General features: G+C 67.9%; 9 protein-coding genes and 1 pseudogene. 7 read left to right on the top strand and 3 right to left on the bottom strand.

The genetic code is table 11. From position 1 onward, the window contains the following. Positions 1 to 86 precede the first annotated feature (86 nt). On the top strand, positions 87 to 905 hold the full coding sequence (locus tag ACAM55_RS01260; protein ID WP_369654321.1) for a crotonase/enoyl-CoA hydratase family protein: 819 nt from the start codon (positions 87 to 89) through the stop codon (positions 903 to 905). A 32-nt stretch (positions 906 to 937) separates the two neighbouring features. Beyond that, the gene (locus ACAM55_RS01255; RefSeq protein ID WP_369654320.1) at positions 938 to 2263 is read left to right on the top strand and encodes a serine hydrolase domain-containing protein; all 1326 of its coding nucleotides are present in this window, start codon (positions 938 to 940) and stop codon (positions 2261 to 2263) included. A gap of 12 nt (positions 2264 to 2275) precedes the next feature. Here ACAM55_RS01255 and ACAM55_RS01250 read toward each other — a convergent pair whose 3' ends face one another. Next, complete coding sequence (locus ACAM55_RS01250; protein WP_369654319.1) at positions 2276 to 3052, bottom strand: type III pantothenate kinase; 777 nt, start codon at positions 3050 to 3052, stop codon at positions 2276 to 2278. Between the two features lie 134 nt (positions 3053 to 3186). On the opposite strand from ACAM55_RS01250, the gene lysM reads away from it, so the two are divergent. Then, on the top strand, positions 3187 to 3648 hold the full coding sequence (gene lysM / locus ACAM55_RS01245; protein ID WP_369654318.1) for a peptidoglycan-binding protein LysM: 462 nt from the start codon (positions 3187 to 3189) through the stop codon (positions 3646 to 3648). 54 nt (positions 3649 to 3702) lie between these two features. Here lysM and ACAM55_RS01240 read toward each other — a convergent pair whose 3' ends face one another. Next, positions 3703 to 4113, bottom strand: a complete 411-nt coding sequence (locus ACAM55_RS01240; protein ID WP_369654317.1) for a rhodanese-like domain-containing protein — start codon at positions 4111 to 4113, stop codon at positions 3703 to 3705. Between the two features lie 199 nt (positions 4114 to 4312). On the opposite strand from ACAM55_RS01240, the gene ACAM55_RS01235 reads away from it, so the two are divergent. The 3 genes and pseudogenes from ACAM55_RS01235 (at position 4313) to ACAM55_RS01225 (ending at position 8147) form a co-directional block, all read left to right on the top strand. Beyond that, on the top strand, positions 4313 to 5422 hold the full coding sequence (locus ACAM55_RS01235) for a TRAP transporter substrate-binding protein (RefSeq protein WP_369654316.1): 1110 nt from the start codon (positions 4313 to 4315) through the stop codon (positions 5420 to 5422). Positions 5423 to 5539: 117 nt separating this feature from the next. Then, positions 5540 to 6207 (top strand): annotated as a pseudogene (locus ACAM55_RS01230) (TRAP transporter small permease subunit). Beyond that, on the top strand, positions 6204 to 8147 hold the full coding sequence (locus ACAM55_RS01225) for a TRAP transporter large permease subunit (protein ID WP_369654315.1): 1944 nt from the start codon (positions 6204 to 6206) through the stop codon (positions 8145 to 8147). The pseudogene ACAM55_RS01230 and the gene ACAM55_RS01225 overlap by 4 nt, the downstream one beginning before the upstream one ends. A gap of 21 nt (positions 8148 to 8168) precedes the next feature. Here ACAM55_RS01225 and ACAM55_RS01220 read toward each other — a convergent pair whose 3' ends face one another. Then, positions 8169 to 10235 (bottom strand): PEP/pyruvate-binding domain-containing protein, encoded by a 2067-nt coding sequence (locus tag ACAM55_RS01220; protein WP_369654314.1) that lies wholly within the window; start codon positions 10233 to 10235, stop codon positions 8169 to 8171. Between the two features lie 138 nt (positions 10236 to 10373). Between ACAM55_RS01220 and ACAM55_RS01215 the strand changes: the two genes are divergently transcribed. Continuing rightward, positions 10374 to 12356: a DUF6600 domain-containing protein gene (locus tag ACAM55_RS01215; protein WP_369654313.1), complete on the top strand. Its 1983-nt coding sequence runs from the start codon at positions 10374 to 10376 to the stop codon at positions 12354 to 12356. The last annotated feature ends 65 nt before the right edge of the window (positions 12357 to 12421 follow it).

Genomic DNA, 12421 nt, shown 5'->3' with positions numbered 1-12421 from the left:
CACCCCCTTCCAGGGGGCAACACCAGCGGCCCGGCAAAGCCGGTTCCGCGGTGTTCCACGACGAGAGAAAAAGACAGGAGACAGACATGACGACGACGACGCCAACCACACCGCCGCTCGAGGGCTGCATCGACACCCAGGTGATCGACCACGTGCTGCTGATCGGCATCAACCGCCCCGCCAAACGCAACGGCTGGACACCGCCGATGTTCAAGCAGCTGGCCGAGGCCTACACCCGGCTCGACGACGACCCGGACCTGCGCGTGGGCGTGCTGCATGCCTTCGGCGACCATTTCACGGCCGGGCTCGACCTGCCGGCGGTCACCGAGTACATGAAGCGCGGCGAGAAGGCCATTCCGGCGGGGCTGGTGGAGCCGCACGACTTCGGCCTGCCCGACTACCGCCGCCGCACCAAGCCGATGGTGGTGGCGGTGAAGGGCATCTGCTTCACCGTCGGCATCGAGCTGATGCTCGGCGCCGACATCGTGGTGGCGGCCGACAACTGCCGCTTCTCGCAGATGGAAGTGCAGCGCGGCATCATGGCCACGGGCGGTGCCACGCTGCGCATGGCCGAGCGCGCGGGCGTGGGCAACGCGATGCTGCACCTGCTCACCGCCGACGAGTTCGACAGCGCCGAGGCCTATCGCCTCAACTTCGTGCAGAAGGTCGTGCCGGCCGGGCAGGAGCTCGACGCGGCGCTGGCCATTGCGCAGCGCATCGCGGCGCAGGCGCCGCTGGCGGTGGTCGCCACCCGGCTCAACGTGATCAAGGCCGTGGAACAGGGCCCGCTCGCGGCGGTTTCGGAGTTCATCGAGACGCAAAAGCGCCTGTCGAATAGCGAAGACGCAGCCGAAGGCGTGCGTTCCTTCGTCGAACGCCGGCCCGCTCGCTTCAGCGGCCGTTGATGGCGGTGAATTCCACCGGAGCGCCGCTGCCCATGTCCTTTTTCAAACGCACGGCGCTTGCCGCCGCCTTCACACTCCTTGCCGTGAACACTTCCAACGCCCAGACGTCCCCGCCCGCCGCGCCCCCCGACCCCGCGGCCACGTCGGTCGAGGCCCTGGGCTGGATGAAGGGCTTTCCGCCCCCGCCCGACAGGCTGATCACCTTCGACAACCCGGCCGGCGGCGTGTTTCCGCGCACGCGCTGGAGCTTCTCGCATGTGCGCGAAACCGTGCCCACCGCCAACGTCTGGCGCGGCAGCGGCGCAGCCAGCCCTTTGCCGGCGGCGCCACGCAACGACATCGAGTCCGTCACCTTCAAGCCCCTGGGCAGCGAAGAAGCGGTGACCTTCGCCCAGATGCTCCCGCGTACCTACACCGACGGCATCCTGGTGCTGCATCGCGGCCGCGTGGTCTACGAGAAGTACTTCGGCGCGCTGTCGCCCGAGCGGCCGCACATCGCGATGTCGGTCACCAAGTCCTTCGTGGGCACGCTGGCGGCCATCCTCGCGGACGAAGGCAAGCTCGATCCGTCGGCGCCGGTCACCCGCTACCTGCCCGAACTCAAGGACACCGCCTACGGCGATGCCACGGTGCGCCAGGTGATGGACATGACCATCGGCGTGTACTACTCGGAGAACTACGCCGACCCGAAAGCCGAGATCTGGGACTACGCGCGTGCCGGGGGCATGCTGGTGCAGGGCCCGAACTACGCGGGCCCGAAGTCGTTCTACGAATTTCTCGCCACGCTGAAGAAGGAAGGCGCGCACGACGCCGCCTTTGCCTACAAGACGGTGAACGCCGAGGTGCTCGCCTGGATCCTGCGCCGCGCCAGCAACCAGTCGCTCGCCGACCTGCTGAGCGAAAAGATCTGGCGCCGCATCGGCGCCGAGCAGGACGCCTACTTCATGGTCGACCGCATCGGCACCGAGTCGGGCGGCGGCGGGCTCAACACCGTGCTGCGCGACATTGCGCGCTTCGGCGAAACCATGCGCAACGGCGGCCGCGCGCCCAACGGGCAGCAGGCCATTCCCAAGGCGGTGGTCGAAGACATCGCGCGCGGCGGCGACCCGGCCAAGTTCGCCAAGGCGGGCTACGCTCTGCTGCCGGGCTGGTCGTACCGCAACATGTGGTGGGTCACGAACAACCCGCACGGCGCCTACATGGCGCGCGGCATCCACGGGCAAAGCATCTACGTCGATCCGAAGGCCGAGATGGTGATCGTGCGCTACGCCGCGCACCCGGTGGCGGCCAATGCGGGGAACGACCCGCTCACGCTGCCCGCGTTCCAGGCCGTGGCCGAAGCGCTCATGCGCCCTTGAGTTCTTGAGGGCTCAGCCCGCGGCGCGCTCGCGGGCAATCACCAGCAGGCCGTCCATGATCAGGCTTTCGACGAGTTCGAAGTCGCCGTTCATGACGGGCGCCATCTTCCAGCCCGCGCCGCCGGTCATATAGCAGGCGGGCTCGGCGCCGCAATGCGAGCGCACGTGCTGCACCATGCGCTCGACGGCGCCGGCAATGGCGTAGGTGCCGCCGCTGGTCAGGGCGTCGCTGGTGTTGGTGGGAAATTCGCGCACCTCGCCGGTGGGCACGTGCAGCCCGGCCGTACCCGATTCGAGCGCGCGCAGCATGATGCCGTGGCCCGGCAGGATCAAACCGCCCAGGAACTTGCCACCGGCGTCGATGGCCTCGACCGTGACGGCCGTGCCGATCATCACCACCACCATCGGCCGCGCCGGCCCCGCCTCCAGCATGCGGTGGCGCGCGCCGATCATTGCCACCCAGCGGTCGGCGCCCAGCCGCGTCGGATGGTCGTAGCCGTTGACGATCCCGGCTTCGGCCGCGCTCGACACCACCCAGCGCGGCGCGCAATCGAAGCGCTCGACGATCTGCTCCTCGGCGCGGCGGCGCACCGCGTCGCCGGCCACCACGCACCCGAGCATGGAGCCGGGCGCGGGCAGGTCGGCCCAGGGGCCATCGGCCAGCCGTTCGATGTGGTCCAGAAACTCGGCCCCATGCGCCTGCAGCGCCGCCCCCGGATGCGCGGCATCGTAGAGAGCCCATTTGAGGCGGGTATTGCCGATGTCGATCGCGAGGAAGGGGGATGCCATGCGCGGGATTATTGCGACTTTGTCGGCATTCATGCTGGCACGTCGTTGACACACGCGGCGCGGGCCTACGCCGGCGCACACCGTTCCGCCGCTACATTCGCCAGTTCCATCCACCACGGCACAAGGAGATCACCATGGGATTGCTCAGTTTCATCAAGGAAGCCGGTGAAAAACTGTTCGGCGGATCGTCGGCCCAGGCGGCCGAGCCGGACGCGAACACCAAGGCTGCGGCGGCCATCAAGACCTACATCGAGACGCAGAATCTCGGGCTCACGGGCCTCCAGGTGACCTACACCGCCAGCAGCGGGCTGGTGACCCTGGCCGGCCAGGCGCCCTCGCAGGAGGCCAGCGAAAAAGCCGCGCTCGCCGCCGGCAACGTGGCCAACGTGACGAGCGTCGACAACAAGCTGGTCGCCCCGGCCGCGCCGCCCGCCCAGTACCACGACGTGGTGAAGGGCGACACGCTCTCGGCCATTTCGAAGAAATACTACGGCGACCCCAACAAGTACAACGCGATCTTCGAGGCGAACAAGCCGATGCTGAGCCATCCGGACAAGATCTACCCGGGCCAGAAGCTGCGCATTCCGGCGCCTTGACCGTCCCGAACCCATGAAAAAACGCCCGCCGCGCTCCGGCGGGCGTTTTTCATTTCAGTTCTGCTTCCAGGGCAACCCCCGCTTGCGCCAGCCGCCGATCGTGCCGCGGTGCCCCTGTTCGTCGGCGTTGCCCTCGAAGCCCTCCAGGATGTTGTAGGCCTCCAGGCCCAGTTCGGTGGCGCGCTTCGCGGCGGCAATGGAACGCACGCCGCTGCGGCACAGCAGCACCAGCTTCTTCTTGCCCTCGCCCGCGGCACGGATGCCGTCGTCGAAGGCGGGATTGGGCACCATGCCCGGCCACTGCTTCCAGGGCACCGCCACGGCGCCGGGTATGTAGCCGACCCATTCGCGCTCGGCGTCGCTGCGTATGTCGACCACCACGGCCTCGCCGCTCGCCATCCACAGCGCCGCCTGCTCGGGCGTCACGTCGCCGGCGTAGCCTTTTTCCCCAACGGGTTCAGTCATCTCTCTGCGTCCTTCCTATTCATAGGGTTACTGCTTCGGCATCCCCGGCCCCCGGATAGTGGAATTTTTCACCAGTTCGTGAAAACCCTGTTTGTCGCATATTCCGGCGCGCCAAAGATGCGGATGGGCCTGCTGAACATAACGCCACAAAGGCGGGCAGGGTTTCTTCGTCATCAGAACTTGTATGGAGAGAGACAACATGACAGACAACAAATCGCCCCGCCGCCGCAACCTGCTCAAGGGTGCGGCCGTGGCCGCGGGCGCCATGTCGGCGCCGATGGTCAGCATGGCCCAGACCACCTCGCTGCGCTTCCAGAGCACCTGGCCAGCCAAGGACATCTTCCACGAGTACGCCAACGACTTCGCCAAGAAGGTCAATGACATGGCCGGCGGGCGCCTCAAGATCGAGGTGCTGCCCTCTGGCGCGGTAGTGCCGGCGTTCCAACTGCTCGAAGCGGTGAACAAGGGCACGCTCGACGGCGGCCACGGCGTGGTGGCCTACCACTACGGCAAGAATTCAGCGCTCGCGCTGTGGGGTTCGGGCCCGGGCTTCGGCATGGACGCCAACACGGTGCTGGCCTGGCACAGCTACGGCGGCGGCAAGGCGCTGCTTGAGGAGATCTACAAGAGCCTGAACATGGAGGTGGTGTCGTACCTCTACGGCCCGATGCCCACCCAGCCGCTGGGCTGGTTCAAGAAGCCGGTGGCCAAGGTCGAGGACATGAAGGGGCTCAAGTTCCGCACCGTCGGGCTGGCGGTCGACATGTTCACCGAGATGGGCACGGCCGTGAATCCGCTGCCCGGCAGCGAGATCGTGCCCGCACTCGACCGCGGGCTGATCGACGCGGCCGAGTTCAACAACGCATCGAGCGACCGCACCCTCGGCTTCCCCGACGTGGTGAAGAACTGCATGCTGCAGAGCTTCCACCAGTCGGGCGAGCAGTTCGAGGTGCTGTTCAACAAGGCCAAGTACAGCGCCCTGTCGCAGGAACTGCGCTCGATCATCGACTACGCCGTGCAGGCCGCGAGCGCCGACATGAGCTGGAAGGCGGTGCAGCGCAACTCGCAGGACTATGCCGACATGAAGAAGGCCGGCATCAAGTTCTACAAGACGCCCGACGCGGTGCTGCGCGCGCAGCTCGCGGCCTGGGACAAGACCGTGGCGAAGAAGTCCGAGGAGAACCCGCTCTTCAAGAAGGTGCTGGAGTCGCAGCGCGTGTTCGCCGAGCGCGCGCTGCAGTGGCAGAACGACTACGCGGTCGACTTCAAGATGGCCTACGCCCACTACTTCGGCAAAAAGAAGGGCTAACCCCCCAGTCTGCGCGCACTTCGTGTCGCTTCGCCAGCCCCCGTCCAGGGGGTAACACCTGTGGCCCGGCGGAGCCGGTTCCACAGTGTTCCACGAACGGGTCTTGTCCATCACGCCATGAACATTCAACGCTTCCTCCACACCGTCGACCGGTTCAGCATGATCGTCGGCAAGACCTTCTCGTGGCTCATCGTGGCGCTGATGCTGCTGGTGTGCGGCGAGGTCTTCAAGCGCTACGCGCTCAACGCGCCCACCGCCTGGATCTTCGACGCCAACAACATGCTCTACGGCACGCTCTTCATGATGGGCGGCGCCTACACGCTCTCGCAGGCAGGCCATGTGCGCGGCGACTTCCTCTACGGCAGCATGAAGCCGCGCACGCAGGCCGCGCTCGACCTCGTGCTATTCGCGCTCTTCTTCCTGCCCGGCGTGGTGGCGCTCACCTGGTCGGGCTGGACCTACTTCGGCGATTCGCTCGCGATGCACGAGCAGACCTTCAATGCCGACCCGATCCCCCTCTATCCCTTCAAGTTCGTCATCCCGGTGGCCGGCGCCGTGCTGCTTCTGCAGGGCATTGCAGAGATGGTGCGCTGCGTGCTGTGCCTGAAGACCGGTGCATGGACGCCGCGCCTGAAGGATGCGGAAGAAATGGACGTGGTCGGCGACCAACTCGCCGGCAGCAGCTACGTCGACGAGGCCGACAAGCGCGAGGTGATCGAGCGGGCCAAGGCATCGAGCAGGCCGCGCAGCAGCGTAAGAGCGACAGCACGGGGGGTTCCACATGAGCGACCCCGCACTCGGCCTCTCGATGCTCGGCCTGATCGTGGTCGTGATCATGCTCGGCTTTCCCACGGCGTTCACGCTGATGGGGCTGGGCATGTTCTTCGGCTTCATCGCCTTCTACGACCCCGCCGCACCCTGGCTCGACAACAAGATCTTCGACCTGATGGTGCAGCGCGCCTTCGGTGCCATGACCAACGAGACGCTGCTGTCCATCCCGCTGTTCGTGCTGATGGGCTATGTGATGGAGCGCGGCGCGCTGGTCGACAAGATGTTCCACAGCGTGCAGCTCGCCTTCCGCCGCGTGCCGGGGTCGCTCGCGGTGACGACGCTGATCGTCTGCACCTTCTGGGGCATCGCGAGCGGCCTGGTCGGCGCGGTGGTGGTGCTGATGGGCGTGATCGCGATGCGGCCGATGCTCAACGCCGGCTACGACACGCGCCTCGCAGCCGGCGTGATCACGGCGGGCGGCACGCTCGGCATCCTGATTCCGCCCTCGGTGATGATCATCGTGTACGCGGCCGTGGCCGGGCAGTCGGTGGTGAAGCTGTATGCGGCGGCGATGTTTCCCGGTTTCTTCCTCGCCTTTCTCTATCTGGTCTACGTGATCGGCTGGGCCGTGCTGCAACCAAAGGTCGCGCCCAAGCTGCCGGCAGACAAGCAGCGCGCGCCGATCTCGCCCTGGGTCGCGCACATCGCGGCCAGCTATTCGCCGCGCATGCTGCCCGCGCTCGCCGCGGCCGTGGTGTCGCCGGCGCGGGCGCTGCGCGGCGCGGCCAAGGGCGTGCGCATCACCTGGTGGATGCTGCTGCGCAGCCTGCTGAGCGCGCTGGTGCCGCTGGCGCTCGCGGCCGTGACGCTGGGTTCGGTCTGGTGGTACGTGGCGATCTACTCGCAGAAGGACAACAACGCGCCGGTGGCGGAGCAGCAGGCAACGCAGAAGGCCGCGGGAACGGCTGCGGCGCTGCCCGATGCCTCGTCCTCTTCCTCTTCCAGCACCGGGCTGGCCGAACCGCCCGCTTCGGAAGAGCCGAAAGAGGCCGCATCGGAAGGCGGCCTGCAGGAGCCGCCCGGCGGCGTCGAGGAACCACCCGGCAGCGAAGCCGCTTCCTCGGCCTCGACGGCTGCCGAGGGCGGCCTGCAACAGCTCGGCGAAGCGGTCGATGCGCCGAAGACCGCCGCAGTGCCCGAAGCCTTCTACACGGGCTTCCTGGTGGCCGGCCTCTTCACGCTCGTGCTGCTGGCCTGGTACTACTGGCGCATGGATGCGGAGCAGTTCGAGATCCTGCGCATGCTGGTGTCGTCGGTGATGCCGCTCGCCACGCTCACGCTGGTGGTGCTGGGCGTGATCCTGTTCGGCATCACGACCGCCACCGAATCTGCTGCGGTGGGCGCGGCCGGCGCCTTCCTGATGGCGTGGCAGGCCGGCACGCTGAACTTCAAGAAGACCAAGGAGGCCGTGTTCCTCACGCTCAAGACCACCTCGATGGTCTGCTGGCTGTTCGTGGGCTCGGCGCTGTTCTCGGCGGTGTTCGCGTTGCTGGGCGGCCAGCGCATCATCGAGCAATGGGTGCTGGGCATGAACCTCAGCCCGCTGCAGTTCCTGCTGCTGTCGCAGGCGATCATCTTCATCCTCGGCTGGCCGCTCGAGTGGACAGAGATCATCGTGATCTTCGTGCCCATCTTCCTGCCGCTGCTCGCGCATTTCCAGATCGACCCGCTGCTGTTCGGCGTGCTGGTGTTCGTGAACCTGCAGGCGGCGTTCCTGTCGCCGCCGGTGGCGATGTCGGCCTTCTACCTGAAGGGAGTGTCGCCACCGCACGTGACGCTCAACCAGATCTTCGCGGGGATGATGCCGTACATGCTGATCGTGATCCTGTGCATGGTGTTCATGTACATCTGGCCGGGGTTGACGCTATGGTTGCCGCAATACCTGTATGGATAGCATGTACTCCACAGCCCGCCATCAGCGTCGCCGCTCCACATACGGCCGCGCCTGCAACAGCACGATCTTGTCCCCCACCGTCGCCCACTCGATGTCCTGATCGACCGCATTGAACGTGCGCTTCACGGCCGCCCCCACATTGGCAAGCCGCACCACCAGTTCATCCGTCAGCACGTTGCGGCCAGACTCCACCGGCACCTCCTTCACCCCGCCATCCTTGTCGAGCTGCAACGCCGTCTCTTCCGCCGAGCGGCTCAGCACCTGGATCGCCTTCGACCAGCTCGAATACATCACCTGCTCGGCCACGCGCTGGCCCTCGACCACGCGGATGCCGATGCCGCGCTTGGCCGAGATGTAGGTGACGTGCGGGTGCCCTGCGTCGAAGGGGTCGCGCGTGATCATCACGCCGGCGTTGGTCGAATCGATGGCGGTCTGCACGAACACGCCCATCAGCACCGACTCGGCGCCGAAGCCCGCCGCGCTGCGCGCCTCCCAGGCTTCGGGGTTGAAGACCGAGGCCCAGACCTTCTTCACCGCGAGCTCGAGCGCGTCGCCGGTCTTGACGTTGGGCACCGTGGTGTAGAGGCCCGCGCCGCTGAAGCCGGGCAGGTCTTCGGAGTTGGAGGAGCTGCGCACGAACACGCCGCCGCCGCCCAGCTGCGACTGCCATGCGGCGCGCCAGGCCGCCGCGGTGGCGGGCTCGACCGGCCATTTGACGATCTCGTCGCGCAGTTGCGCCAGCGCCCTCTGCCTGATCTGCGGGTCGCTCGCAAACCCGGGGCGCTGCTGCATGCGCGCGATGTGGTCGGCGAGGCCGTTGGCGCGCATGAAGCGGTCGTAGTGCGCAAAGGGAATACAGAAGCCGTCGGGCACCGTGGTGGACGGAATGCGCGCGGCCAGCACCGCGCCCAGGTTGGCGGCCTTGGAACCGCACTGCGCGTTGTTGCGGGCGCGCAGGGACGCGAGCGGCAGCAGGCGGGTTTCGCGCAGGTCGGGCCTGGAGGCTTTCGCACTGCCGGGCACCGCGCCGATGGCCGCGGTGCGCACGCTGCGCGGCGGCAGCGCGGCAACCTCGTCGGGCGTGAGGCGGCGCACCTGGTAGCCCGAGGCCGCGACCTTGAGCGCCACCCACTGGCCTGCGTGCTCGCGCAGCACGGCTGCGGCGTCGCGCACATAGGCGTTGGGAATGCCCCAGCCCTTGGCCAGCAGGTTGACGTGCGAAAGCGCGGTCGACGGCCGCTCGGTCAGCACGCCGGCCACGGGCGGCAGGCTGATGGGAACCTGGCGCAGCACGGCGATGTCGTCGGGCAACAGCGCATTCAATGCGTTCGCGCCCGAGGCTTCGTCCACGATGCGAATGCGGCCCGTGGCCGTGCCGAGGTTCATCGGCATGTAGGGCTGTTCGCGGATCAGTGCTTCCTGGCTGACGAAGTCGATGCCCGCTTCTTTTGCCACCCGCTCGTGCAGCGTGGAGTTGGTCTTGAACTTCACGGGCGCGAAGAAGCTGGCCTTCACCTGCGCGTCGGCCTGGCGCAGCAGCGCGGGGGTGAGCTGGTCGCCCTCCCAGAACTCGTAGGTGAAGCTGCCGATGTTCTGCTGCCAGCTCAGCGTGCCGAACAGGAAGCGACGATCGGGCACGAGGTAGTTGCGGTCGATCTCGCGCTTGCCCGCGCCCGGCGCAAGGCCGGTGTCCCGCACGAAGCGAACGTGCAACTGGTAGCGCGGCGTGTCGATGTAGTAGGTGCGCACCGGCCTGGCCTGGCGGTCGACCGCGAACAGCACGTGGGCCAGCTGCATCGGCGTGCCGGCGTCGTAGACGCGCGCCAGGGTGTCGAAGTCGCCGCGGCTGCGCAGCATGGGCAGCGACGCTGGTGCCGCCACGCGCGCTGCGGGCTGCCCGGCCGCGCCCTCGGAAGCGGCCTTGTTGCTCTGCTGCTGATAGTAGGAAGGCTTGCGCGCCAGCTGGGCTTCCGCCGGCAGGATGGCGATGGCCATCGCGCCCAGCGCCAGCGTCGCGAGCCAGCGCGGCCTGCTCTTGTTTCGGTAGCGTGGTTCGCCCGATGTGCCTTGATATTTGTCGTTTTTCATACAGGGTCCCTCATTACAAGCGGTTGCCGAATGTGCCTGCGCTTCACCAAGCAGGGGACCTGCGCTGACAGCGGCAGCGGATTCTCGCGCGTTACATATCCATTGCTTTCATCCGGTCCCGCGAACCAGAGACAAACCATGAAACGCCCCGCCTTTTCCATCTTTCCTCCCCGGCCGCTGCACCGGTGGCTGCTCGGCCTGGCGCTGCTGTGCCTCGGCGCCGCGGCGAGCGCACAACAAGACCCGCCGGGCCGCGTGGCACGCCTGAACCTGCAGGAGGGCGCAGTCAGCTTCGCGCCGGCCGGCGAAGACAGCTGGTACGACGCGCAACCCAATCGCCCCATCACCACCGGCGACCGGCTCTGGACCGACCGCAATGCACGCGCCGAAGTGCACATCGGCTCGGCGACGCTGCGCATGGACGGGCAAACGCATGTCGAGTTCTCCGAGCTGGACGACGACACCGTGCGCCTCACCGCGAACCAGGGCAACCTGCAGTTGCGCGTGCGCGACGACCTTTCGGGCCAGCGCGTCGAGGTCGACACCGGCAACCTTGCCGTGGTGATCGACGCACCCGGCGAATACCGCATTGCGGCCGACCCGGCCGCCGACACCACATGGATCGCGGTGGCCTCGGGCCGCGTCACGCTCCATGGCGAGAACGGCGAATCGCAATCGCTGGGCGCACGGCAGCAGCTCACGGTAGGGGGCCGCAACCTGGCCGCGGTGGGCGGCGCGCCGGGGCAGAACGGCCGCTTCGACGCCTGGGTGGCGGAACGCAATCGCATCGAGGACCAGTCGATTTCCGCCCGCTACGTGTCGCGCGAAGTCGTCGGCTACCAGCAGCTCGACATCTACGGCGACTGGCAAAGCGACCCCACGTACGGCGACGTCTGGTTTCCGCGCAACGTGGACGCCGACTGGGCACCCTACCGCGACGGCCAGTGGGTGAACATAGCGCCCTGGGGCCTGACCTGGGTCGACGCCGCGCCATGGGGCTTTGCGCCTTTCCACTATGGCCGCTGGGCCCGCGTGGGTCCGCGCTGGGCCTGGGTGCCGGGGCAGCCCACGGCGCGGCCGGTGTATTCGCCGGCGCTGGTCGGCTTCGTGGGCGGCGGTGCGAACGCCACCCTGCAGATCGGCGATGGCCGCAGCGGCGTGGGCTGGTTCCCGCTGGCGCCCGGCGAGCCATGGCGGCCCGGCTACCGCGCGAGCCAGCGCTACATGGACCAGGTGAACCGCATGGCGGCCTACCGGAACCGGCAGGCCGAGCTGCGCAACGACTTCTATGCCAACCAGCGGATGCCGGGCGCCGTGACCGTGCTGCCGGCCGACCGCTTCGGCCGCGGCCCCTTCGGCCGGCGCGACCTGGTGCGGGTGCCGGACGACCGCTTTGCGCGCGTGCCGGTGGCGCCGGCGCCGGGTGTTCCCGTGCACAACTTTGGCAGCGGCTTCGGCCGGCCCGCGGCCGTGCTGCCGCCCAGCCCGCCGGTGGCGCGCCAGCAGCAGGAACTGCAGTACGAGCAGGCGCGGCAGGCCCGGCAGATGCAGCAGGCGCAGCAGCGCGCATTGCAGGGGCAGCCCTCCCAGCAGCTGCAGCAACAGCAGCAAATGGAATGGCAGCGCCAGCAGGGCTTGCGCCAGCAGCAGGAGGGGCCGCAACGCGGCGCGCCGGACCCGTGGCAACAACGCCAGCAGCACCAGCAGCACCAGCAGATGCAGCTCCAGCAACAGCAACAGCAACAGCAACAGCAGGCGCAGCGGCAGCAGCAGGAGATGCAGCAGCGCGCGGCAGCCCAGGCGCAGGCACAAGCCCAGCAGCAGTTGCAGCAGCAACAGCGAGCGGCGCAGCAGCAGGCCCTGGCCCAGCAACAGATGCTGCGCCAGCAGCAAGAGGCACAGCAACGCGCCGCCCAGGCGCAGCAGCAGCTCCAGGCACAACAGCAGGCCCAGCGCCAGGCCCAGGAAGCGCAGGTGCGCGCGATGCAACAGCAACGCGGCTTCGCGCCGCCACCTCAAGCCCAACAGCCTCAGGCCCAGCCTCAACCCCCGGCCCAACCGGGCCAACACTCTGGCGACGACCGCCGCCGGCTCTGGACCTCTCCCGACCAGCAGCGCTGAAGGCCGGTCGCGCGGCGCTGCGTCGCAAACGCGCGCAAGCCCCGCCAACACCGGCGCCTCCGGAC

The organism is Variovorax sp. V213, from assembly GCF_041154455.1.
GTDB lineage: Bacteria > Pseudomonadota > Gammaproteobacteria > Burkholderiales > Burkholderiaceae_C > Variovorax.
This window is presented reverse-complemented; position numbering and strand designations above follow the sequence as displayed.